Below are 23,832 nucleotides of genomic sequence, written 5' to 3'. Positions count from 1 at the left end.
GAAATCCCGTGCGAGCGCAACACGCCCATTCTACGGGGCATTGCGACGACCTTGCCCTGTCTGGGGTATCCGTGACGTGCAATCATTTCAAATAATTACGCAAAGCTTAAGTGCTAGCATTCGACACTAATCCCGGCACTCCATTCATGACAGACAACCCGTCGCGCGGTACATACCATTATTTGCGTGGCATCGAACTTATGAGTAACAGGTAAACAATGATGACCCATACCCATGAACAGGCAATGAACTATGTTTATCAACAAGTACTGCAGCGCTTGCTGAGTTTTTTTTCTCGCGCCGAGCGCACGGCATTGCAACTGATGATTCAGCGCCTGGTGGTGTCCGCCGGAGGTATGGAGCGTATCGGTGATTACAAGGTACTGGCGGTCCAGTCCGGATCCCGCGACAGCTGCTACACACTGGCGCTGCTGCGCGCCGCGCAGCTGAGTATCGCCGGCCGGGCACCGGCAACGTTCCAGTTGCGTGTGGCGACGTTGCGCTTGAACGGCACGTCCTCTACCGCCCTGGAAAACATCCATCGCAGCTGCAGTGCATTGTTCCTCTACGACGATCCTCGGGTCGAAGTGTTGATGGTCGACAATCGCGAGGTGCTGCCGTTCAACCACCTGGCGCCGATCTCCGAAGCCGGTCGCGAGTCGAATCGGCTCAATCTGCTGATGGTCGGGCACCGTCGCAGCTGGGACGGACCACTCGATCTGTGGGATGACGGGTACCTGGCAACCGGCGAGTTTTATGGGCAAATCGCCCGCTGGGACAGGGGCGTCGATGTATGGGTCAGTAGCGATACACCCCGTCGGCAGGCGCAGTTTCTCGACGGCTTGAACCGTGCTGCGGCCAAGGCGGGGCTCAAGGCATCGAATCGTAATGAAACGGGCTACGAAGGGTTGTTCGCACGGCTCGATGAGCTGGGTAGCGACTGCTATCGCGAGTTTTATCCTGATTCTGCTCAGGTTGCATGGCGTCCCGCCGACTGTTTTGAAGCCTGCCGTCGCACGACCTTCATCGACATTCACGACATGCTGGTCAGCAATCTGGAGGAGCGCTGGCCGCTGCTCACCGACTTCCTCGGGTTTCAACCTGACGAACTGACCGCTCAACTCAGTGATAACGACTACGTCAGCCCGTCGATCTGCGCGCACCTTCGGGGCTTGCAAGCGTGCTTTGTGCACGGTCGCACCTACGAGTCGGGTGTCGGCGAGTACGTGCAGCGGGCGCTGGTGATGATGCGTCGTAAACGGCTGCCCGAGCGCTTTTGCGAGCAGGCAATGGAGGCCTTTGGCAATCCGCTGACAATGGCCGACCAGCGCGAATTGGCGGCGGCGGAGGCCCAGAAGAACCTCGGTTTGAGCGAAGCCCAACTGGTGTGTCTGCTCTTCGCCCCGTTTGTCGATAACGGCGCGGCGCTTGAGCATTTTCTCCGTCAGCGCCACCCCGGCATGCTCGTGGCGTTGCCGGATTTGCACCGGGCGATGCTGGGCAATTCGGCGCCCGAGCAGGTTCTGCAGTGGATGGTTGATGTCAGCGGGTTGCCGGTCAGTCTGATCGGAAAGCTTTACCGCATGGGGTCGGTGGTTCGCAATGAGGGCGGGGCGCCTGACACGGGAGGCGGCGACGTGGGTGTGCACGCGGAAGTGATCGACCCTGAAAATGAAACGGCCGTGACGGGCGAATGGTCGACGGGCCGGTGAACGTGCCTGGTTTGACGGATTCATCAAGGATGCATCTCGGCGTTTGTAGCGTGTTCGGCCATTACCCATGAAAGGATCACGAGAGACCGATTTTGCGTACCAGGCGGTGTACCGTTACCTGAATAACCTGATCAATGAGCCGGGCAGTGATGCACGCGTGCGGCTGCCTTCGTTGCGACAGTTGGCGGACCGTCTGAATGTGTCGATCTCGACCATCCAGTACGCCTATTCGCTGTTGGAGAAGGAAGGGCGCGTCTATTCAGTCGCCAAGTCGGGCTATTACGCACTACCGGTGTCCTCCGTCGGCATGCCCGGCAGCGGCAAGGACCTGCTCGAAACGGTCTATGTCAACGCCAGACGTCCTGGCATGCTGGTGCTGAGCGCCGATGAGCCGGCGTTGTTACAGCCCCTGGATAGCCCGTTGTTGTTGCTGGAGCGAGAATTGCTGCGCCAGTATCCGCGCCAGCCACAACCGCCTTCACAACCCTGCGGCGAGCTGGAACTGCGCACAGCCCTCGCGGCGCGCTACACCACTTCGCCGACACGCTGCTGGCATGCCGATGATGTCTATATCGGCGCAGACCTGCGTGGCGTCCTGGAAATATTGATCGCCGCCCTTGGCCTCAAAGACACGGTAGTGGTGGTCGAGTCGCCGTGCGACTGGGTGATTCTGCGCCTGCTCCAGGGCGCGGATGTGAAGGTGATCGAATTGCCGTTGCAAGCCAATGGCGGTCTGGATCTTGAGCAATTGAACCATTTGCTTGAGACCGAGCGGGTGCGACTGGTGATGCTTTCATCGGGACTGAACATGCCCAGGGGCAGTGTGGCGCCTGACAGCAACAGGCAATCCACCGCACGGCTGCTGGAGCGACATGGCAGTTGGGTGTTGGAAAACGATTGTTACGGCGAACTCGAATTCGAGCCGAACGGCCTGCGGTTTCGCGATCTGCTGGACCCTGACCGGCTGATCGTGTTTTCCACGTTCGAGAAAATCATCGGGTCGGAGGCGCCCTATGGCTATGTGCTTTCGCGACGGCTGCGCGCCGACCTGCAACGGCACTTCTTGCTGCGTGCCTTCCGTTTGTCGCTGATTCGTCAGAAAGCCATCGCACGGCTGTACAGCAACGGACGTATCGATCAACACCTGCAGGTGTTGCGTCGACTGCTCAAGGAACGCATGGTGCAGATGACCCAGTTGCTTGAAGAGCGTCTGCCTGATGCGCTGCACTTCGTCGAACCCCGGGGCGGGGCGACGATCTGGATCCGCTCGTTGCGCCAGGTAAATGTACATCGAGTGTTCCAGCGACTGCTCAAGCAGCAAGTGGTCATCGCGCCGGGGGAGTTGTTCAGCCTGCATGGCCTGCACGGGCAGCACTTGCGCCTGAGTCATACGTTCGGCGACGATCACGACCTCATCGCTGCACTGGGGCTGCTGGGGGATGCCTTGCGCCTGGAATCGATCGATTGAACCGGGACGCCAAACATCCTCGATACCTGACATTCGATAACATCGCGCTACGGTCAAACTGTCAGTAAACTGCATCCCTATTCCCGAACCACTCTCTTTCAGAGGTTTTGCATGACACTCAGTCCTTTTGCGGGCAAACCGGCACCGGCAGAACTGTTGGTCGACATCCCGCGACTGGTAACGGCCTATTACACCGGCCAGCCCGATGCAGCCATTTCTACCCAGCGTGTCGCCTTCGGCACGTCCGGACACCGAGGTAGCTCGTTCGACCTGAGTTTCAATGAATGGCACGTTCTGGCCATCAGCCAGGCGATCTGTCTGTACCGCGAAGCCCAGGGCATCGACGGTCCGCTGTTCGTCGGGATCGATACCCACGCGTTGTCCACGCCGGCCGGTGCCAGCGCCCTGGAAGTGCTGGCGGCGAACGGCGTGACGGTGATGATCGCCGAAGGCGACGAGTACACCCCGACGCCAGCCATTTCCCATGCGATTCTTTGCTACAACCGTGGGCGCACCTCGGGCCTGGCGGACGGCATCGTCATCACGCCGTCCCACAACCCGCCGCAAAGCGGTGGCTACAAGTACAACCCAACCAACGGCGGCCCGGCCGATACCCACATCACCAAGTGGATCGAAGCGAAGGCCAACGAGCTGCTGGCGGCCAGGCTCGCCGGCGTCAAACGCATCAGCTACGAACAGGCCCTGAAGGCCAGCACCACCCATCGTCATGATTACCTCAACACCTATGTCGCCGACCTGATCAACGTGATCGACTTCGACGCCATCCGCGATGCGAAGCTGCGTCTGGGTGTCGATCCTCTGGGTGGAGCAGGGGTGCGCTACTGGTCGGCGATTGCCGAGCACTACCGCCTGGACCTGGAAGTGGTGAATAAACAGGTTGATGCGACGTTCCGTTTCATGACCGTCGACTGGGACGGGCAGATCCGCATGGACCCATCGTCCAGCCACGCCATGCAAGGCCTGATCGGTCTGAAAGAGCGCTTCGACGTGGCCTTTGCCTGCGACCCTGACCACGACCGCCATGGCATCGTGACCCCGTCCGGTGGTTTGCTGGCACCGAACAATTACCTCGCGGTGTCGATCGACTACCTGTTCCAGAATCGTCCACGGTGGCGCGCCGATGCGGCCGTGGGCAAAACAGTGGTCAGCAGTGGCTTGATCGATCGCGTTGCCAAACGTCTGGGCCGCCGTCTGTACGAAGTGCCGGTCGGCTTCAAATGGTTTGCCGACGGTCTGTTCGACGGTTCCCTCGGTTTTGGCGGCGAAGAAAGCGCCGGCGCGTCGTTCCTGCGCAAGGACGGCGGGGTCTGGTGCACCGACAAGGACGGGTTGATTCCAGCGCTGCTGGCCGCCGAAATGACTGCTCGTACGGGCCGGGATCCAAGCCAGGCTTATCGTGCATTGACCGATGAACTGGGCGAACCTTTCTCGGTACGGGTCGATGCCAAGGCAAATCCTGAGCAGAAAGCGCTGCTGAGCAAATTGTCGCCGGACCAGGTCACCTCGACTCAACTGGCGGGCGAAGCGATCCAGAGCATCCTCAGCCACGCACCGGGCAACGACCAGGCCATCGGCGGTCTGAAAGTCATGACCGAGAACGGTTGGTTCGCGGCACGGCCGTCGGGCACTGAGGACATCTACAAGATCTACGCAGAAAGCTTTGTCAGTGACGATCACCTCAAGCAACTGGTGGCCGAGGCTCAGACACTGGTGGATGGCGCAATTTCTGCGAAGTGATTGAGGGCTCTGTGGCGAGGGAGCTTGCTCCCGCTGGGGCGCGAAGCGGCCCTCAAATCAGGCGACGCGATCCGTCAGGCATACTGCATCGCCGAGTTTGCGACTGCTTCGCAGCCGGACGGGAGCAAGCTCCCTCGCCACAATGAAAAATGAATAAAAAAGGGCGACCATCCACGGTCGCCCCTTTTTTTGTCCTGCATTTACCGCATCAAGCCACATCCACCAACACGATTTCACTGTCCTCAATCGCCGTCACGCGCAACACCTGCTCATCGGCAACCGCGACACCGTCTCGAGCTTGTGCACGCAAGCCATTGACTTCAATGACACCTGTTGCCGGCACCAGGTAAGCGCGACGTCCATTGTCCAGGCGGTATTCCGCCGTTTCCCCGGCTTTCAGGTTGGCCGCCACCAGGCGCGCATCGGCGCGAATGTGCAGGCTTTGATCGTCCCCGGCCTTGCCGCTGGCCAGGGTCACGAAACCTTCGCGCTCGCCTTTGGGGAATGGCTTGGCGCCCCACGACGGTGCCGAACCGGCTTCGTTGGGGATGATCCAGATCTGAAAGATCCGGGTCTCGGTCGTTTCCAGGTTGTACTCACTGTGAGCGATCCCGGTGCCGGCGCTCATGACCTGAACGTCGCCCGCTTCGGTGCGGCCCTTGTTGCCGAGGTTGTCCTGGTGGGTAATCGCGCCTTCACGCACGTAGGTGATGATTTCCATGTCCCGGTGCGGGTGTTGCGGGAACCCGGTACCGGCGGCAATCACGTCGTCGTTCCACACCCGCAGGTTGCCCCAGTTCATGCGTTTGGGGTCGTGGTACTCGGCGAACGAAAAGTGGTGATGGGCATCCAACCAGCCATGGTGCGCGCCGCCCAGCGAGTTGAAAGGTCTGAGTTCAAGCATGATCGTCTCCTGAAAAGGTTCGTCATGGGGCAGAACGCCTGAGCCACAAAACGAGAACCGGTGGTTGATGGCAAGCATCATCTATCAGGTAATAATCGATAAAAAGCGTAAAAATTGCCTGAATCCAATCGGGCAAATCGATATTTAATGATCTCGAAACGTTCTCATCCAACGTTCACTTCATCGCATAAGCCAATGACCTGTAAGCATTTCACTAGAACTCAACGGCAAATGCAGACACCATAGCCCTCAACAGCCTCACACCCTGGAGTCCGTCAGCGTGCCGCAACACACCCCCGATCTTCCTCCCGAACTTCGTCCATTGGCCGAGATGCCGTTGCTCAAGCGCCTGGCCGCCCGGTTCTTTGGCCACGGCCTGACCCGCCTGCGCGCGCAACATCGTGCGTCCTGGCTGCATGGGCAAGCCGACGGTTTTCGCAGCGGCCACAGCGCCGGGGTGGAGTACGGCTATAAGGAAGGCAAGCTCGAGGGGTTGGAGGAAGGTCGGCAGGTTCTGCTGATCCGCGACTCGCGCTCAACCGAGCATCGACCGCCCAGTGTCGATGACAACCTGTTCGACGATTGGCGCCTGCCATTGAGCGCTGAGCTGAAAAAACGCATGAAGGCCGACGTTGCTAGGCTGCTGCCCGCGCATGCCCAGCCGAGCGCTGCCCAATGGAAGATGATCTTCAGCGACACACCGTCGACCTCGGTGATCGCCGGGGCGGGCGCGGGCAAGTCAACCACGCTGGTGCTGCGAATCCTGCTGCTCAGCCATTACCTGGGGTTTGAGCTGAGTTCGATGACCGTGGTGACCTTCACCCGCGAATCGCGCAAGGACTTCATCAACAAGCTGATCGAGCTGTTTGCCTTGTGGGGCCGGACGCTCAGCCTTAAAGAGGCGCGGGACCTGGTGCGCACCTTCCATTCGCGCATCCTGCCGATGGTTCGCAGCCTGCCGGGTTTCGAGCGGCTGCAAGCCTTCGAAAACCTCAGCTTTCGTGTGCAGGGCGGCGATGAGGAGGTCGACAGCAATCCCTTCGACCTGCGCATCAATGACGCCCAGCGTCAGCAACTCAATGCCTGCTATCACAGCCTGCACACCCGCGATGAGCGCTTTCGCGAGTTGATCAAGCCTTTGTCTCGCCACGCCTTGCAGCTCAAGGAGCTGGAGCGTGATCACCCGGACGTGCAGAAGCGCATGGCAGTGACGGAGCTCGCCGCCAAGCGCGATGAAGAGCTGTGCGACACCCTCGAAGACTTGTGGTTTCGCGCGGGTGCCTGGCCAATCAAGGGCATCGAGCCGAATCGCCAGACCTTCGACATCAACGGCTCGACCTTTCATTGCCACGGTTACATTCCGGCGCTGGATGCCTGGGTGGTGTTGGGTTTCGACCCTCGGGAAAACCCGCAGGTCAGCCGTCCGAATGCCAAACTTACCGTGCGCGCGGAATGGGCGGTAAAGCGCACCCTATTTCAAGCTTTCTGTCGTAAGCCATTGATATGGCTTGATAGTTACGAGTCTTCAAAACGTGTTTTGGCCTCCCTTGCCGGCGACGCCAGCGCCGGGCCGGGCTTCGATTACAAGGTCAAGGGCGAGCTCGGTTCCGCGCCGTTGCTGGACTGTTTTGTCGCGGCTGCCGGGTTCATCGAAAACCTCGGCCTGGATGTGCCCAGTGCCGTGGGCCAGATGAGTTTCGCCAAGGATGATCCGGACCGGTTTTTCTTCGAGGCCTTGAGCCTGTTCTGGCGAGCGCTGGAAGATCATCTGCTGGATCAATCGCCACCCGTGATGACCTACAACCGGATGTTTGCCCTGTTCAGCGAGCACTCACCGGAGAATCTCAAGCTGCTCAGCGATGAGCTGCTCAGGCCGATGTCGCACTTGATGATTGACGAGTTTCAGGACGTGTCGCCGCAGATCGTTTCCTGGATCCGCGCCAGCCTGGCCGAGATCCGCAGTCGTGGCCCGGCCATGCATGTGGGGCGCGGCGCGCAACGTTCGTCATTGCTTTGTGTAGGGGACGACTGGCAGTCGATTTACGGCTGGCGCGGTAGCTCGCCGACCTACTTCATGGAGTTCAACAAGGCGTTCCCGTCGCCGAGTACGACCAAGGTGATGCTCAGCGACAACTACCGTAGCCATCAGCACATCATCGACGCGGCGGAGCATATCGTCCGCGCGGCGCCGGCAATCGCCGGCAAGAAGGCCAAGGCCAGCGGCGAGCCCAAGGCGCTGCTGCCGGTGAACGTTCTCGATCGGGATGACCAGGGCATGGCCCAGCGGTTGATCGAGCACTACAGAAAAGGCGATTCAATCTTGATGCTTTATCGAAAAAGTAGCGATAAGTCATTGATAGAAGAGCATATTCAGTCGGTAGTTAATGTGGATTCTAGCTTGCCGTACGACGCGCGAAGGCTCAAGCAACTGACCTATCACAGCGCCAAGGGCCTGCAAGCTGATGCGGTATTCCTGCTGGGCGATTGCCAGCATCTGACCAGCTCGCCTTACAAGAACCAGGTCTATCGCATGGCCGGACTCGGCAAGGCCGGCGACAGCGAGCCCTACGACAGCGCGCAGAAAGACGAGATCTTGCGGCTGGCCTACGTGGGCATCACCCGCGCGGTGAGCCATTGTTACTGGTATGTCGATGGCCAGGATACCCAGGCGGTGAATATGCCCAAGGCCTCCGATCGGATCGGCAAGGGCAAAGTGTTTTTTGCCGATCACCGTCAAGGAAAAGTCCTGGCCTGACCCTTAAGAGGGGCTTGAGTCAGAAGAACCCGTGGCGAGGGAGCTTGCTTCCGCTTGAGTGCGCAGCACTCACAAAAATCGGCAATGGTTCTCGGATTTTTGGGGCCGCTACGCGACCCAGCGCGAGCAAGGCCGCTCGCCACAGAGACGCTACCGACTGGCTGCGAAAAGTTGCGAGGGGCGCAATCCCGGCCTATGGTCCAAGCGAGACTTTGCTTGCGACTGGCGCGCTTGGCTGGCCGCAGGTCGCTGTCCATCCAGTGCGGATATCCGCAGCGAGGTGACGACATGCCTAACGACTCCCGTCCTGCCGTGCTCGAACTGATTGGCAATACGCCACTGGTGCGTGTCAGCCGCTTCGATACCGGTCCGTGCACACTGTTTCTCAAACTCGAATCGCAGAACCCCGGCGGTTCGATCAAGGACCGCATCGGCCTGGCGATGATTGACGCCGCCGAGCGCGATGGTCGACTGCGCCCTGGCGGCACCATCGTCGAGGCCACTGCTGGCAACACCGGTCTGGGTCTGGCACTGGTCGGCCGCGCCAAGGGTTACCGGGTGGTGCTGGTGGTGCCGGACAAGATGTCCACCGAGAAGGTCCTGCACCTCAAGGCGATGGGCGCCGAGGTGCACATCACCCGCTCCGACGTCGGCAAGGGCCATCCCGATTATTACCAGGACGTCGCTGCGCGGCTGGCCAAAGACATTCCCGACGCCTTCTTCGCCGATCAGTTCAACAACCCGGCCAACCCGCTGGCCCACGAATGCAGCACCGCGCCGGAGATCTGGGCGCAAACCCAGCATGATGTGGATGCCATCGTCGTCGGCGTCGGTTCGGCCGGCACGCTGACCGGGCTCACCCGTTTCTTCCGCCGCGTACAGCCGAACCTGGAAATGGTACTGGCCGATCCGGTCGGCTCGGTGATGGCCGAATACAGCCGCAGCGGCACCCTCGGCACGCCCGGATCGTGGGCGGTGGAAGGCATCGGCGAGGATTTCATTCCGTCGATTGCCGACCTGTCCAGCGTGCGCCACGCCTATTCGATCAGCGACGAGGAAAGTTTCGATCTTGCCCGCCAACTGCTGCGCGCCGAAGGCATTCTTGGCGGCTCTTCGACCGGTACCTTGCTGGCGGCGGCATTGCGTTACTGCCGCGAGCAAACCGAGCCGAAGCGGGTGGTCAGTTTCGTCTGTGACACCGGCACCCGCTACCTGTCGAAGATCTACAACGACCAGTGGATGAACGATCAGGGCTTGCTTGCGCGCAAGCGCTACGGCGATTTGCGTGACCTGATCGCCCGGCGCTTCGAGGATGGCCGGGTGGTCAGCGTGGGGCCGGACGACACCTTGCTCACAGCATTCCAGCGCATGCGCCTGGCGGATGTATCGCAACTGCCGGTGCTGGTGGATGGGCAGCGGCTGGTCGGGGTGATCGACGAGTCTGACATTCTGCTTGGCGTGCACGAAGACGCTACGCACTTCCGAATGACCGTGACCAGCGCGATGACCGACAAGCTCGAAACCCTGCCTCCCGGCGCCAGTCTTGCTGAACTGGAGGTGGTGCTCGACCGTGGGCTGGTGGCGATCATCGCCGACACCTCGGGCTTTCACGGCTTGATTACTCGTGTCGACATGCTCAATCACTTGCGGAGATCCCTCGCATGAGCCAGCACGATGAAACCGCCGCGCCACGCGGCTTCGCCACCCGTGTGATCCATGCCGGGCAGACGCCGGACCCTACCACCGGGGCGCTGATGCCGCCGATTTACGCCAACTCCACCTATGCGCAGCAGAGCCCCGGTGTGCACAAGGGCTTCGACTACGGGCGCTCGCACAACCCGACGCGCTTTGCCCTGGAGCGTTGTGTGGCGGACCTTGAGGGTGGCACCCAGGCGTTTGCCTTCGCCTCCGGGCTGGCGGCAATCGCCACGGTGCTCGAACTGCTCGACGCTGGCGCGCACATCGTTTCTGGCAATGATCTGTACGGCGGAACTTTCCGACTGTTTGAACGGGTGCGCCGACGCAGCGCCGGGCATCGCTTCAGTTTCGTCGAACTGACGGACCTGGCGGCCTTCGAAGCGGCGCTGCAGGACGACACGCGAATGGTCTGGGTCGAGACGCCGAGCAATCCTTTGCTAAGCCTCACCGATCTCACCGCCGTCGCGCGGATCTGTCGCGAGCGAGGCATCATCTGTGTGGCCGACAACACCTTTGCCAGCCCGTGGATCCAGCGTCCGCTGGAACTGGGCTTCGACATCGTGTTGCACTCGACCACCAAGTACCTGAACGGCCACTCCGACGTGATCGGCGGCATCGCGGTGGTCGGGCAGAATGCCGAACTGAGCGAGCGCCTGGGGTTTCTGCAGAACGCGGTGGGGGCGATTGCCGGGCCGTTCGACGCTTTTCTCACCCTGCGCGGCGTGAAGACGTTGGCATTGCGCATGGAGCGCCATTGCAGCAACGCGCTGGAGCTGGCGCAATGGTTGGAGAGGCAACCGCAGGTGGCGCGCGTTTTTTATCCGGGCCTGGCATCGCACCCGCAGCACGAACTGGCGCGGAGGCAGATGCGCGGATTCGGCGGGATGATTTCCCTCGAGCTGAACAGCGACCTGGCTGGTGCCAGACGTTTCCTGGAGAGTGTGCGGATCTTCGCCTTGGCCGAGAGCCTGGGCGGGGTGGAAAGCCTGATCGAGCACCCGGCGATCATGACCCACGCCACCATCCCGGCAGAAACCCGCGCGAAGCTCGGTATCAGCGATACGCTTGTGCGTTTGTCAGTGGGGGTCGAGGATGTCGAAGACCTGCGCGCCGATCTGGCTCAGGCCCTGTTGCTGATGGGTTAAGCGCAATCCATGTGGGAGCAGGCTTGCTCGCGAAGGCGGTGTGCCAGGCAACATCAATGTCGAGTGATACTCCCTCTTCGCGAGCGAGCCCGCTCCCACAGGTTTTGTGGAACAGCGACTGTCAAGCGTAATTCCCGAGCGCCGCCGGTGGAATGAACGTCTCCAGTTCATCTTCCACAGCTTCGATTATCCGTTCTACATCGGCAGCATTCATGACCGTTGCACAAGGAATACCGGCAATGGCGATCATGGTTTCGCCACTGGCGCGATCGAACAGGCGGGCAACCATGCTGCCCGGCGCATCCATGGTCGCCTCGAAACCCATGGGATGAAAATGCCAGCGCATCAGCTGGCAGGCATTTGGAAAAGTGACCTTACTGAATGAGCCTTGATTCATGTGTTGCCCACCTTCTTCATCGAGCGCTTCCTTTAGCTCATGTTAGGAGGGAAGAGCCTTCAATGGCTCAACCGGTGACTGCCTTTAAAAGTAGCACCCGGATGTGAAAATCATGTGGAATTTTTCAGTCCGTTTAGCGATTGGTTCAATTTTTTTGACGCAGGTCATGAGATACCGGCATTTCGGCCAAAGATCAGCATCGCCGGGCATCCCGTTGGTCATTGACGCCCGGACGACTTTTCGACTTGGGTGGTGATGCCAGACCCTATGCACTGTTTGGTAGAACTTCGGGATAAAACGCTGCCCGAGCTGATGTGTCGAATCAAGTCCCGAAGTAGTCTGGCCGTTAATCAGGCGCTAGGGCGAAGCGGGCGTTTGTGGCAGAAGGGCTATCACGATCGAGCGGTTCGGCAGGAGGAGGATGTGAAAGGGCCGTTGCGGCCCAGCCGGTGAATGTAGTGAGTTCGGTGTTGCCACTCATGGGATACCTCCAGATCAGGAGACAGGGGCTTTGGCAGCTCGGAGGCTGCGACGGAGCCAGGGAAGGGGACGGTCGGGCAACGCTGATCAGCGGCCAAGGCGTAATGATTCTAGCAGCTCGGGATGGCGAGGATGGTCTGAGGCCCGTTTCGGCTGCGGGAAATGTGACGCGCGGTGCCGGTATTTTCCCGTGTAGTCACGGAGCACTGTCCCTGGTCACCACTACAACTAACTGAACGTTTAATTAGTTGATGGCAATGCACTGGCACTTATATTAACTAGTCCGAAAAGCGAGAACGCCTCAACAAAAAACAACTTGTTTCTATTTAATATTTAAATAGAAGATTGTCGGACAATCAGGCTGAAGTCCTGAACTACAAACAATATTTCGACAGCGCGCGCACTGTTTGCGGGAGTTATCTGGAATGGTTCAATTTGATGCCAAAAAAAATGTAGACGTTTGATTTCGAACTGTGTCAGTTTTTATACGCCTTCATTGGGCGAGTGATAGGACGATCTCGCCAGAGATTGTCGTATCGGACAAAAACTGTTCCATTGCTAAACAAGGAAGTGTGTTTATGTCGAAAGTAAAAGACAACGCTATTGATCTTGCCGAACAGGCCTTTGCGCCATTGCAAGCGCTGGCTGCACCCAGTTCTGCCTACAACCAGATCGATAGTTTCAGCCATCAGTATGATCGGGGCGGCAATCTCACGGTCAATGGCAAACCCTCCTTCTCCGTCGACGAGGCCGCTACCCAGCTGCTGCGCGACGGGGCTGCCTACCAGGACAAGGACGGCAGCGGCAAAATCGAACTGACCTATACGTTCCTGACCTCGGCCTCGTCGAGCACCATGAACAAGCATGGCATTACCGGGTTCAGCCAGTTCAATGCACAACAGAAAGCCCAGGCCGTGCTCGCCATGCAATCCTGGGCCGACGTGGCCAAAGTCACCTTCACTGAAAAAACCACTGGCGGCGACGGTCACATGACATTCGGCAACTACAGCGGCGGTCAGGACGGCGCGGCGGCATTCGCCTATCTGCCTGGCACAGGGGCAGGTTATGACGGTACTTCCTGGTACTTGACCAACAGCAGCTACACGCCGAACAAGACGCCGGACCTGAACAACTACGGCCGTCAGACCCTGACCCACGAAATCGGTCACACCCTGGGCCTGGCTCACCCCGGCGACTACAACGCCGGTGAAGGCACGCCGACCTACAATGACGCGACTTACGGGCAAGACACCCGCGGCTACAGCGTCATGAGTTACTGGAGTGAAAGCAATACCGACCAGAACTTCAGCAAGGGCGGCGTGGAAGCCTATTCCTCCGGCCCGCTGATGGACGATATCGCCGCCATCCAGAAACTCTACGGTGCCAACACCACCACCCGTACGGGTGACACCACCTACGGCTTCAACTCCGATGCCGGTCGCGACTTCCTGAGCGCGTCTTCGTCGTCGGATAAAGTCGTGTTCTCGGTGTGGGATGCGGGCGGCAAGGACACCCTGGATTTCTCCGGTTTCACCCAGAACCAGAAGATCAATCTCAATGAAGCCTCGTTCTCCGACGTTGGCGGCCTGGTGGGCAACGTGTCCATCGCCAAGGGCGTCACCGTCGAGAACGCGGTTGGCGGTTCGGGCAGCGACCTGTTGATCGGTAACAGCGTGTCCAACGAGCTGAAGGGCGGTGCCGGCAACGACATCCTCTACGGCGCGGGCGGTGCCGACAAGCTGTGGGGCGGCTCGGGTTCGGACACCTTCGTGTTCGCGGCCAGCAGCGATTCCAAGCCAGGTGCCGTCGACCAGATCCTCGATTTCGTCAGTGGCCTGGACAAGATTGACCTGACCGGCATCACCAACGGTGCGGGCCTGCACTTCGTGAATTCGTTCACCGGTGCGGCAGGCGATGCAGTGTTGACCACTTCGGGCGGCAACAGCCTGTTGTCGGTGGACTTCTCCGGGCACGGCGTGGCTGACTTCCTGGTCAGCACCGTTGGCCAGGCGGCGTACTCGGACATCGTGGCCTGATTCAAGGCAAAAAAGAGGGCGGCGCTTGACGCGCCGCGCTCTGTTCCTTGAACGGCAGGTGCCAAGGCTACAACTCAGAGTAAAACGCCCTATGATCCATAACGCTTTTACCTACAAAGCAACCGCGTGGCTGTTGGCGACGCTGATGATGTTTCTTGGAGATGCAGCCATGGCACGCAGTCTGAAATTAGCCGACCCATCGGAACTCGCGGGGAAATGGCAAGCCACCTTGAACACCGCACAAGACTCGGCGGAGTCCCGGGCGCTACAAGACAAGCCGTCGAATGTATGCACGGTCGAGCTTAAATCGAACCAGACCCTGGGGGAGGGGGCCGACTGCCTCGGCGCCTGGCTGAACGAGTCGGCGACTGGCTGGTTTCCGGAACCGGATGGCATTGCCGTGACCGGCAAAGAAGGCTCAAGAATAGTGTTCTTCAGCCGACAGCATGAGGGGCTTTATAAAAGTACCTTGAAGTCGGGCCTGATTATTACGCTCAAGCGCGAAGCGCATTAGGCGAAAACAACCGGACCGACATCAGGCGCTGAATATAAAGCCCATTGTTGCAGTTATAAGCAGCCGATCAATAACTGGAACTCTTTAAAAAATATAAGCGTTGTTATAGATGTGTCAGCGATAACCGGCAAAAGAATGTCTCGGCCCGTGTGCGGACAGTTAACTGGAAACTCGCCAAGCAAGGCGAGGAATAACACCTCAGGAAAAACCAATGAAGATGGCGAAGAGCCCGGCCACTGCACCGTTATTCAAGGCACTGGGCGACTATAAAAGCATCCTGATCAGCGTCGGGTGTTTTACCGCGTTGATTAATGTGCTGATGTTGGTCCCGTCGATTTATATGCTCCAGGTCTATGATCGGGTGCTGTCTTCGCAAAACGAAACCACACTGGCGATGTTGTCGTTGATGGTGGTGGGGTTCTTTGCCTTTATCGGGCTGCTGGAGATCGTGCGCAGCTTTATCGTCATCCGTATCGGCAGCCAGTTGGAGCGCCGTTTCAACCTGCGGGTGTATCAGGCCGCTTTCGAGCGCAACCTGTTCAAAGGCGAGGGCAACGCTGGGCAATCGCTGGGCGACCTGACCCACATTCGCCAATTCGTCACCGGCCCGGCGCTGTTTGCCTTCTTCGATGCGCCGTGGTTTCCGGTCTATCTGTTCGTGATCTTTCTGTTCAATGTCTGGCTCGGCGTATTGGCCACCGCAGGCGCGGTTCTGCTGATCGGGTTGGCCTGCCTCAACGAGGCCATGACCCAAAAGCCTTTGGGCGAAGCCGCGGGTTTTTCCCAGAAGTCCAGCCAACTGGCCACCAGTCACCTGCATAACGCCGAAACCATTCAGGCGATGGGCATGCTCGGCGTGTTGCGCAAGCGCTGGTTTGAGGTGCACTCGCGTTTTCTCGGCTTGCAGAATCAGGCCAGCGACACCGGCGCGGTCATCAGTTCCCTGAGCAAAACCCTGCGCCTGTGCCTGCAATCCCTGGTGCTGGGGCTGGGCGCCTTGCTGGTGATCAAGGGCGACATGACCGCCGGGATGATGATCGCCGGTTCCATCCTGATGGGCCGGGTGCTGAGCCCCATCGATCAGTTGATCGCCGTGTGGAAACAATGGAGCGGCGCCAAACTCGCTTACCGCCGGCTCGACGCCTTGCTCCAAGCCTTTCCACCGAGTGACGAGGCCATGGCGCTGCCGGCGCCGAAAGGCCAGATCACGTTCGAGCAAGTCAGCGCCGGCCCGCCAGGGCAGCGGGCAGCGACCTTGCACATGGTCAATTTCAACCTGGGCGCCGGAGAGGTGCTGGGCGTGCTCGGGGCTTCCGGGTCTGGTAAATCGACCCTGGCACGGGTGCTGGTCGGCGTCTGGCCGACGTTGGGCGGCACGGTGCGCCTCGATGGCGCGGACATTCATCGCTGGAACCGCGACGACCTCGGTCCTTACATCGGCTATCTGCCCCAGGACATCGAGCTGTTCAGCGGCAGCATTGCCGAAAACATCGCCCGGTTCCGTGAGGCGGATCCGCAAAAAGTCGTCGAAGCCGCGCAACAGGCCGGCGTCCATGAACTGATCCTGCGCATGCCCCAGGGCTACGACACCGTGCTTGGCGAGGACGGCAGCGGTTTGTCCGGTGGCCAGAAGCAACGTGTGGCCCTGGCTCGCGCGCTGTACGGCAACCCGAGCCTGGTGGTGCTGGATGAACCGAACTCCAACCTCGACACCGTCGGCGAAGCAGCACTGGCTGGCGCCATCGCGCACATGAAGGCCCGGGGCACCAGCGTGATTCTGGTCACCCATCGTTCTTCGGCCCTGGCCCAGGCCGACAAGTTGCTGGTGCTCAACGAAGGTCGCTTGCAGGCCTTCGGCCCAAGCCAGGAAGTGCTGAAGGCCCTGTCGGGCAATCAGCCTGCCAATCAGGAACCACCACGTGAAAAAGCCGCGCAGGCACCGGGCGGGCTCAGCATGAGCCGGCAGTATCAGCCCACGACCAGGAACTCGGGTGTATGAGCAGCGCACGCATGAACAACGACAGCGAAGCGACGATGGAACACGATTACATTGCCGAACGCCCTGAGCGCGACGCCCGTTTCTTCGCCCGCATGGGCTGGGTTCTGGCGATTGTCGGCGCCGGCAGTTTTTTCACCTGGGCGAGCCTGGCGCCGCTCGATCAAGGCATTCCGGTGCAGGGCACCGTGGTCGTTTCGGGTAAGCGCAAAGCCGTGCAATCGATGAGCAACGGCGTGATCAGCCAGATTCTGGTGCGCGAAGGGCAAGTGGTGAAGCAGGGCCAGCCGCTGTTCCGTCTCGACCAGACCCAGGTCGCGGCCGACGTGCAATCGCTGCAAGCGCAATACCGCATGGCGTGGGCCAGCCTGGCGCGCTGGCAGAGTGAACGGGACAACCTCAAGCAGGTGAATTTCCCCGCCGAACTGAGCAACGATCCTGATCCGCGCCTGGCCCTGGTGCTCGAAGGCCAACGGCAATTGTTCAGCAGCCGTCGCGAAGCCTTTTCCCGTGAGCAAGCGGCCCTGCGCGCGAATATCGAAGGTGCCGGCGCGCAACTGGCCGGCATGCGCCGCGCGCGCACCGACCTGACGGCCCAGGCCAGTTCCCTGCAACAACAGTTGAGCAATCTTCAGCCCTTGGCAGACAACGGCTACATCCCGCGAAACCGCTTGATGGAATACCAGCGTCAGCTGTCGCAAGTGCAGCAACAGCTGGCCGAGAACACCGGCGAAAGCGGTCGGGTGGAGCAGGGCATCCTCGAATCCCGGCTGAAGCTGCAACAGCACAGCGAGGAATACCAGAAGGAAGTGCGCAGCCAACTGGCCGACGCGCAGCTCAAAAGCGTGACCCTGGAAGAGCAACTGACTTCCGCCGGCTTCGACCTGCAACACAGCGAAATCATCGCCACCGCCGACGGCATCGCCGTCAACCTCGGGGTTCACACCGAAGGCGCGGTGGTGCGTCAGGGCGACACCCTGCTGGAGATCGTCCCGCAAGGCACCCGCCTGGAAGTGGAAGGGCACCTGCCGATCAACCTGATCGACAAAGTCGGCACGCACTTGCCGGTGGACATCCTGTTCACCGCGTTCAACCAGAGCCGTACCCCGCGCGTCCCCGGCGAAGTCAGCCTGATCTCCGCCGACCAGATGGTCGATGAGAAAACCGGTGTGCCGTATTACGTGCTGCGCAGCAGCGTCAGCGATCAGGCCATGGAAAAACTCAACGGTCTGGTGATCAAGCCCGGCATGCCGGCAGAGATGTTCGTGCGCACCGGTGAACGTTCACTCCTCAACTATTTGTTCAAACCGCTGCTCGACCGGGCAGGCTCCGCGTTGACCGAGGAATAAGGATGTTCGGTTGTATGAAAAAGCTTTCCCTGCTCGCAGCGACCCTGGGGTTGCTGACGTGCAACAGCGCGATGGCCATGGGGCCGTTCGACATTTACGAGCAAGCCTTACGCAATGATCCGGTGTTCCTCGGCGCCATCAAGGAGCGCGATGCCGGCCTTGAAAACCGTGCCATTGGCCGCGCCGGGCTGTTGCCTAGGCTGGGTTACAACTACAACAAGGGCCGTAACTCCTCCAAGGTCACGCAACTGAATGACCGCGGTAACAGCCAGAGTGAAGATCGCAACTACAGCAGCTACGGCTCGACCTTGACCTTGCAACAGCCATTGCTCGATTACGAGGCTTACGCGGCGTATCGCAAAGGCGTGGCGCAATCGCTGTTTGCTGATGAAAACTTCCGGGGCAAGAGCCAGGAGCTGCTGGTTCGGGTGCTGGAGAACTACACCAAGGCGTTGTTCGCTCAGGACCAGATCGACATTGCGCGAGCGAAGAAAAAAGCCTTCGAGCAGCAGTTTCAGCAGAACGAGCAAATGTTCCGCCAAGGGGAGGGCACGCGCACCGATATCCTCGAAGCCGAGTCCCGTTACGAACTGGCGACCGCCGAGGAAATCGAGGCGCGTGACGAACAGGATGCAGCTCTGCGGGAACTGGGCGCCCTGATTGGCGTAGCCGCCATCGACATTGGCGACCTGACGCCACTGGACCAGAACTTCCAGACCTTCACCCTGCAACCGGCCAATTACGACACCTGGCACGAGATGGCGGTGGCCAACAACCCGAACCTGGCCTCCCAGCGTCAGGCGGTGGAAGTGGCGCGCTACGAGGTCGAGCGCAACCGCGCCGGGCACCTGCCGAAAGTCAATGCCTACGCCTCGATGCGCCAGAACGAATCGGAAAGCGGCAACACCTATAACCAGCGCTACGACACCAACACCATCGGCATCGAAGTCAACATGCCGCTGTACGCCGGTGGCGGCGTCTCGGCCTCGACCCGGCAGGCCAGCCGCACCATGGAACAGGCCGAGTACGAACTGGACGGCAAGACCCGGGAAACCTTGATCCAGTTGCGCCGCCAGTTCAGCGCCTGCCTGTCGGGGGTCAACAAGTTGCGGGCTTATCAGAAGGCCCTGACGTCGGCCGAAGCGCTGGTGGTCTCGACCAAGCAAAGCATTCTGGGCGGCGAACGGGTCAACCTCGATGCGCTCAACGCCGAACAACAACTGTTTACCACCCGCCGGGACCTGGCCCAGGCGCGCTACGACTATTTGATGGCCTGGACCAAATTGCACTACTACGCCGGCACCTTGAGCGAGCAGGACCTTGCCAAAGTGGATGAGGCGTTCGGCCAAGGCCCGAAAACTCAGTAGCCGCAAGCCCGCGCCCACAGGTCCCGCACCTTGACTGACAGGATTGGGCAGGCCTCGAGCCACAGGGATTTTGGCAACGCAACTAATGCTCGGCTCCCGGGAAAAGGACCTCGGTGTGAGCCTGACCCTGGACTGGCAGTTCTGATTTGACGCAAAGGAAGCAACAACATGGGACTGTTTGATTATAAAAATGCCGGCAGTGAGGCCGGCAAGGCGTTGTACTCCGACGCAATCGCGCTGACGCTCTACGCGTACACGCCCACCGGCCAGCCATTGCCGGCAACCGCTTGGGCACCGATTGGCGCGGCAGCGTTGGGCTATCAGGGCAAGGTCGGGCCTCAAGGCACCTTCTATGGCGAGAAGGACGGCTTCACCAGCGCTGAAGCCGAAATCCTCGGTAAATACGACGGGGCAGGAAAGCTGATCGGCCTCGGTATCGCCTTCCGTGGCACCGGCGGCCTGGGGTATAGCGACACCTTCGGCGACATGAAAAACAACCTGCTGGCCGCAGTCGGCCCGGCGGATTACGCGGCGAACTACGCGAAAAACGCCTTCGATACCTTGCTCAAAAACGTCGCCGTGTTTGCCATCGCCCACGGCCTGAACGCCAAGGACGTGTTGGTCAGCGGGCACAGCCTCGGCGGGTTGGGGGTCAACAGCCTGGCGGAGTTGAGCGGCAATAACTGGGGCGGTTTCTTCAAGGACGCCAACTACATTGCCTTCGCCTCGCCGACCCAAAGCGCCACCGGCCACAACGTGCTGAACATCGGTTACGAAAACGACCCGGTGTTTCGCGTACTCGACGGCACCACCTTCAGCAGTGGCTCGCTGGGCAAGCATGACGGCCATCAGGAGTCGGCGACCAACAACATCGTCAACTTCAATGACCAGTACGCCTCCACCGCGCAGAACCTGGTGCCGTTCAGCATCCTTAACCCGCTGAACTGGTCGGCCCATGGCTCGTTGGGCTATGCCGACGGCCTGAACCGGGTGATCGACTCGCGCTTCTACGACCTCACCGACAAGGACTCGACACTGATCGTGTCCAACCTGTCGGAGTCGTCCCGAGGCAGCACCTGGGTCGAGGACCTGGGCCGCAGCGGCGAGCCCCACACCGGCAGCACCTTCATCATAGGCACCGACAGCAATGACTTGCTCAAGGGCGGCGCGGGTAATGACTTCATCGAAGGCCGTGACGGTAACGACCGGTTCCGCGATGACGGTGGCTACAACCTGCTGCTGGGTGGCAAGGGCAGCAACACCTTCGAGCTGCAGAAGCCGTTGCAGAACTTCAGTTTTGCCCATGACGGCGACGGCACCCTGTATGTGCGCGATGCCTACGGTGGCATCAGCATGACCCGTGACATCGGCGCGCTGGTGAGCAAGGAGTCGGGTTCGTGGTGGGGCAGCAAGGAAGTGACCTACAACGTCACCGCCAATGGCTTGCTCAATGGCACGGAACTGACCCACTACAACCACTCGCTCAACGGCAATGCCTACGGCAACACGCTGGTGGCCAGCGTCGACGGTGACTGGTTGTTCGGCAATGCCGGCGACGACCTGCTGCGCAGCGACAAAAGCCATGTGACCTTCGTCGGTGGCGCGGGCAATGACGTGATGCAGGCCTCGGGCGGCAACAACACTTTCCTGTTCAGCGGCGCCTTCGGCTTCGACGCGATCAATGGCTATCAGGGCAGCGACAAACTGGTGTTCATGGGCGTCCAGGGCGCGGGGCAGGGCTATGACTACACCCAGCACGCAACCCAGGCCGGCAACGACACGGTGCTCAAGATTGGCGATTACGCCGTAACGCTGGTGGGCGTGGGTCTGGATAATCTCTCGGCTTCGGGAATTACGTTTGCGTAAAGGCTGCATGCACTAAATGCTCCGGAGCGCCTCGTCAGTGAGGCGCCTCGGTTGTGAGCTATCTCTGACAATTCCAACAAAGAGAGAGGCAATACCCATGGGTGTGTATGACTATAAAAACTTCGGTACGGCAGACTCCAAGGCGTTGTTCAGCGACGCCATGGCGATCACGCTGTATTCCTATCACAACCTCGACAACGGTTTCGCCACCGGTTACCAGCAAAACGGTTTCGGCCTGGGTTTGCCGGCAACCTTGGTCACTGCGCTGATCGGCGGCACCGATTCCCAGGGGGTCATCCCCGGCATTCCCTGGAACCCCGATTCGGAAAAGGCCGCACTCGACGCCGTGCAAAAAGCTGGCTGGACGCCAATCACCGCCGCGCAATTGGGCTATGACGGTAAGACCGATGCTCGCGGAACCTTCTTCGGCGAGAAGGACGGTTACACCAGCGCTCAAGTAGAGATCCTTGGCAAGTACGACGCCCAGGGCCATCTCACCGAAATCGGCATCGCCTTTCGCGGCACCAGCGGCCCGCGAGAAATCCAGATCGGCGACTCCATCGGCGACGTGATCAACGATTTGCTGGCGGCATTGGGTCCCAAGGATTATGCGAAAAACTACGTGGGCGAGGCCTTCGGCAATTTGCTCGGCAACGTCGCGGCATTTGCCCAGGCCAATGGGCTGTCGGGCAAGGACGTGCTGGTCAGCGGCCACAGCCTTGGCGGGTTGGCGGTCAATAGCCTGGCGGACTTGAGCAGCAACAAATGGTCCGGGTTCTACCAGGATTCCAACTACATCGCCTACGCCTCGCCGACCCAAAGCAGCACCGACAAAGTGCTGAACGTCGGTTATGAAAACGACCCGGTGTTCCGTGCCCTCGATGGCTCGTCGTTCAACCTGTCCTCGGTAGGCGTGCACGATGCCGCCAAGGATTCGACGACCGATAACATCGTCAGCTTCAACGACCACTACGCCTCGACGGTGTGGAACGTGCTGCCGTATTCCATCCTCAACATTCCCACCTGGATCTCGCACTTGCCCACCGGTTACGGCGACGGCATGACCCGGGTGCTGGAGTCGACGTTCTACGACCTGACCAGCAAGGATTCGACGATCATCGTCGCCAACCTCTCGGACCCGGCGCGCAGCAACACCTGGGTCCAGGACTTGAACCGCAACGCCGAAACCCACAAAGGCAGCACGTTCATCATCGGCAGCGACGGCAGTGATCTGATCCAGGGCGGCAAAGGCAACGACTACCTGGAAGGTCGCGACGGTAACGACACCTTCAGGGATGGCGGTGGCTACAACATCCTGTTGGGCGGCAAGGGCAGCAACGTGCTGGACCTGCAGCAGTCGGTGAAGAACCTCGTCTTTGCCAATGACGGTGCCGGCAACCTGTACGTGCGCGATGCCAATGGCGGCATCAGCATCACCCGTGACATCGGCAGCATCGTCACCAAGGAGCCGGGGTTTCTCTGGGGCGTGTTCAAGGATGACGTGACCCACAGCGTCGCCGCCAATGGCCTCACCGTCGGTAGCAACCTGACCCAGTACGCCTCAAGCGTGAAGGGCACCACCGGAGCCGACACCCTCAAGGCCCACGCAACGGGCGACTGGCTGTTTGGCCTCGATGGCAACGACCATTTGCTTGGCAGCACCGGCAACGACGTGTTTGTCGGCGGCGCGGGTAATGACCTGATCGAGTCAGGCGGCGGGGTCGATACCTTCCTGTTCAGTGGCGCGTTTGGCCAGGACCGGGTGGTGGGCTATCAAGCCAACGACAAACTGGTGTTCCTCGGGGTTCAAGGCGTTGCGCCAAACGATGACTTCCGGGCCCATGCCACGGCGGTTGGGCAGGATACGCTGCTGACGTTTGGCAGTGATTCGGTGACCCTGGTGGGGGTTGGGCTGGGCAGTTTGTCCGGAAGTGGGATTGTGATCGCCTGAGGGTGATGCGGCGCCGGTAAGGGCCTCTTCGCGAGCAAGCCTGGCTCCTACAGGACGGTCCAAAAAAACTGGACCACAACAGGCTTGCCCGCGAAAAAAGCACCGCGGTTTTTCAGGTATTACGCGTCATCGTTCTTCGCGGGCAAGCCCCGCTCCCACAGGTTCTGCGTTTTAACTTACCGGCATGATGGGTAGCCCGCTCAGAGGATCAGTCCTCCTTGCGAACCGTGGCCACGTCATCGGCGCGGACTTTCACCTTCGCCCCGGAAATATCTTCAAACTCGAAGAAACCGTCCTTGCCCTTGGTGTTCGGCATGTCCTTGGTCAAATACTGGGTGCCGTTCTGCAGGGTCACAACCGTTGGCGTCGAGCAACCGGCCAAGGCCAAAAAGGCCGCTGCCGCCAGGGGCAAACCCAGAGTCTTGAAATTCATACA

The 23,832-nt window shown here is 60.1% G+C and carries 16 protein-coding genes and 1 pseudogene; 14 read left to right on the top strand and 3 right to left on the bottom strand.

Translation table 11 applies throughout. From position 1 onward, the window contains the following. Positions 1-221 precede the first annotated feature (221 nt). The 3 genes from QMK51_RS14535 to pgm all read left to right on the top strand — a co-directional run bounded on the left by QMK51_RS14535 (position 222) and on the right by pgm (position 4,938). Entirely contained in the window at positions 222-1,712 is a 1,491-nt protein-coding gene (locus QMK51_RS14535) for a hypothetical protein (protein WP_258695890.1), read from the top strand. Positions 1,713-1,779: 67 nt separating this feature from the next. Then, complete coding sequence (locus tag QMK51_RS14530) at positions 1,780-3,180, top strand: PLP-dependent aminotransferase family protein (protein WP_320390651.1); 1,401 nt, start codon at positions 1,780-1,782, stop codon at positions 3,178-3,180. A 111-nt stretch (positions 3,181-3,291) separates the two neighbouring features. Further along, entirely contained in the window at positions 3,292-4,938 is a 1,647-nt protein-coding gene (gene pgm / locus QMK51_RS14525; RefSeq protein WP_320390650.1) for a phosphoglucomutase (alpha-D-glucose-1,6-bisphosphate-dependent), read from the top strand. Positions 4,939-5,146: 208 nt separating this feature from the next. Here the strand turns inward: pgm and QMK51_RS14520 are convergent, their stop codons facing one another. After that, positions 5,147-5,842, bottom strand: a complete 696-nt coding sequence (locus QMK51_RS14520) for a pirin family protein (RefSeq protein ID WP_320390649.1) — start codon at positions 5,840-5,842, stop codon at positions 5,147-5,149. Positions 5,843-6,122: 280 nt separating this feature from the next. Here QMK51_RS14520 and QMK51_RS14515 point away from each other — a divergent pair, with 280 nt between their 5' ends. The 3 genes from QMK51_RS14515 (at position 6,123) to QMK51_RS14505 (ending at position 11,440) form a co-directional block, all read left to right on the top strand. Beyond that, positions 6,123-8,597: a UvrD-helicase domain-containing protein gene (locus QMK51_RS14515; protein WP_320390648.1), complete on the top strand. Its 2,475-nt coding sequence runs from the start codon at positions 6,123-6,125 to the stop codon at positions 8,595-8,597. Between the two features lie 288 nt (positions 8,598-8,885). Next, a complete protein-coding gene (locus QMK51_RS14510) occupies positions 8,886-10,262 on the top strand; it encodes a pyridoxal-phosphate dependent enzyme (RefSeq protein WP_320390647.1) in 1,377 nt (458 codons plus the stop codon). Continuing rightward, the gene (locus tag QMK51_RS14505; RefSeq protein WP_320390646.1) at positions 10,259-11,440 is read left to right on the top strand and encodes a cystathionine gamma-synthase; all 1,182 of its coding nucleotides are present in this window, start codon (positions 10,259-10,261) and stop codon (positions 11,438-11,440) included. The genes QMK51_RS14510 and QMK51_RS14505 overlap by 4 nt, the downstream gene beginning before the upstream one ends. A 121-nt stretch (positions 11,441-11,561) precedes the next feature. On the opposite strand, the gene QMK51_RS14500 is transcribed toward QMK51_RS14505, so the two are convergent. Beyond that, positions 11,562-11,837, bottom strand: a complete 276-nt coding sequence (locus QMK51_RS14500) for a DUF1652 domain-containing protein (protein ID WP_258700625.1) — start codon at positions 11,835-11,837, stop codon at positions 11,562-11,564. A gap of 246 nt (positions 11,838-12,083) precedes the next feature. On the opposite strand from QMK51_RS14500, the pseudogene QMK51_RS14495 reads away from it, so the two are divergent. The 8 genes and pseudogenes from QMK51_RS14495 to QMK51_RS14460 all read left to right on the top strand — a co-directional run. Further along, positions 12,084-12,266, top strand: a pseudogene (locus tag QMK51_RS14495) (transposase); the annotation flags it as partial. 629 nt (positions 12,267-12,895) lie between these two features. After that, positions 12,896-14,353 carry a serralysin family metalloprotease gene (locus QMK51_RS14490; RefSeq protein ID WP_320390645.1) on the top strand — a complete coding sequence of 486 codons (1,458 nt, stop codon included), beginning with the start codon at positions 12,896-12,898 and terminating at the stop codon, positions 14,351-14,353. A gap of 91 nt (positions 14,354-14,444) precedes the next feature. Further along, positions 14,445-14,867, top strand: a complete 423-nt coding sequence (locus QMK51_RS14485; RefSeq protein ID WP_320394521.1) for an AprI/Inh family metalloprotease inhibitor — start codon at positions 14,445-14,447, stop codon at positions 14,865-14,867. A 211-nt stretch (positions 14,868-15,078) separates the two neighbouring features. Continuing rightward, a complete protein-coding gene (locus tag QMK51_RS14480; protein WP_320390644.1) occupies positions 15,079-16,866 on the top strand; it encodes a type I secretion system permease/ATPase in 1,788 nt (595 codons plus the stop codon). Beyond that, on the top strand, positions 16,863-18,212 hold the full coding sequence (locus QMK51_RS14475; protein ID WP_320390643.1) for an HlyD family type I secretion periplasmic adaptor subunit: 1,350 nt from the start codon (positions 16,863-16,865) through the stop codon (positions 18,210-18,212). Before QMK51_RS14480 ends, QMK51_RS14475 begins: the two co-directional genes overlap by 4 nt. 2 nt (positions 18,213-18,214) lie before the next feature. Beyond that, entirely contained in the window at positions 18,215-19,579 is a 1,365-nt protein-coding gene (locus QMK51_RS14470) for a TolC family outer membrane protein (RefSeq protein WP_258700620.1), read from the top strand. Positions 19,580-19,747: 168 nt separating this feature from the next. After that, on the top strand, positions 19,748-21,445 hold the full coding sequence (locus QMK51_RS14465; RefSeq protein WP_320390642.1) for a polyurethanase: 1,698 nt from the start codon (positions 19,748-19,750) through the stop codon (positions 21,443-21,445). A gap of 97 nt (positions 21,446-21,542) precedes the next feature. Then, complete coding sequence (locus QMK51_RS14460; RefSeq protein ID WP_320390641.1) at positions 21,543-23,396, top strand: polyurethanase; 1,854 nt, start codon at positions 21,543-21,545, stop codon at positions 23,394-23,396. A 208-nt stretch (positions 23,397-23,604) separates the two neighbouring features. Here QMK51_RS14460 and QMK51_RS14455 read toward each other — a convergent pair whose 3' ends face one another. Next, the gene (locus tag QMK51_RS14455) at positions 23,605-23,829 is read right to left on the bottom strand and encodes a YgdI/YgdR family lipoprotein (protein WP_258700617.1); all 225 of its coding nucleotides are present in this window, start codon (positions 23,827-23,829) and stop codon (positions 23,605-23,607) included. Between the last annotated feature and the right edge of the window lie 3 nt (positions 23,830-23,832).

This window comes from Pseudomonas sp. P9_31, assembly GCF_034008235.1.
In the GTDB taxonomy this organism is placed as follows: Bacteria; Pseudomonadota; Gammaproteobacteria; order Pseudomonadales; family Pseudomonadaceae; genus Aquipseudomonas.
Note: the sequence above shows the minus strand (reverse complement) of the source record. Positions and strands in the feature narration are given on the sequence as shown.

Excerpts from the sequence above, each read along its gene's own strand:
- QMK51_RS14535 (WP_258695890.1), top strand. The coding sequence starts at position 222 with ATGACCCATACCCATGAACAGGCAATGAACTATGTTTATCAACAAGTA.
- QMK51_RS14530 (WP_320390651.1), top strand. The coding sequence starts at position 1,780 with ATGAAAGGATCACGAGAGACCGATTTTGCGTACCAGGCGGTGTACCGT.
- pgm (WP_320390650.1), top strand. The coding sequence starts at position 3,292 with ATGACACTCAGTCCTTTTGCGGGCAAACCGGCACCGGCAGAACTGTTG.
- QMK51_RS14520 (WP_320390649.1), bottom strand. The coding sequence starts at position 5,842 with ATGCTTGAACTCAGACCTTTCAACTCGCTGGGCGGCGCGCACCATGGC.
- QMK51_RS14510 (WP_320390647.1), top strand. The coding sequence starts at position 8,886 with ATGCCTAACGACTCCCGTCCTGCCGTGCTCGAACTGATTGGCAATACG.
- QMK51_RS14505 (WP_320390646.1), top strand. The coding sequence starts at position 10,259 with ATGAGCCAGCACGATGAAACCGCCGCGCCACGCGGCTTCGCCACCCGT.
- QMK51_RS14500 (WP_258700625.1), bottom strand. The coding sequence starts at position 11,837 with ATGAATCAAGGCTCATTCAGTAAGGTCACTTTTCCAAATGCCTGCCAG.
- QMK51_RS14490 (WP_320390645.1), top strand. The coding sequence starts at position 12,896 with ATGTCGAAAGTAAAAGACAACGCTATTGATCTTGCCGAACAGGCCTTT.
- QMK51_RS14485 (WP_320394521.1), top strand. The coding sequence starts at position 14,445 with ATGATCCATAACGCTTTTACCTACAAAGCAACCGCGTGGCTGTTGGCG.
- QMK51_RS14480 (WP_320390644.1), top strand. The coding sequence starts at position 15,079 with ATGAAGATGGCGAAGAGCCCGGCCACTGCACCGTTATTCAAGGCACTG.
- QMK51_RS14475 (WP_320390643.1), top strand. The coding sequence starts at position 16,863 with ATGAGCAGCGCACGCATGAACAACGACAGCGAAGCGACGATGGAACAC.
- QMK51_RS14470 (WP_258700620.1), top strand. The coding sequence starts at position 18,215 with ATGTTCGGTTGTATGAAAAAGCTTTCCCTGCTCGCAGCGACCCTGGGG.
- QMK51_RS14465 (WP_320390642.1), top strand. The coding sequence starts at position 19,748 with ATGGGACTGTTTGATTATAAAAATGCCGGCAGTGAGGCCGGCAAGGCG.
- QMK51_RS14460 (WP_320390641.1), top strand. The coding sequence starts at position 21,543 with ATGGGTGTGTATGACTATAAAAACTTCGGTACGGCAGACTCCAAGGCG.
- QMK51_RS14455 (WP_258700617.1), bottom strand. The coding sequence starts at position 23,829 with ATGAATTTCAAGACTCTGGGTTTGCCCCTGGCGGCAGCGGCCTTTTTG.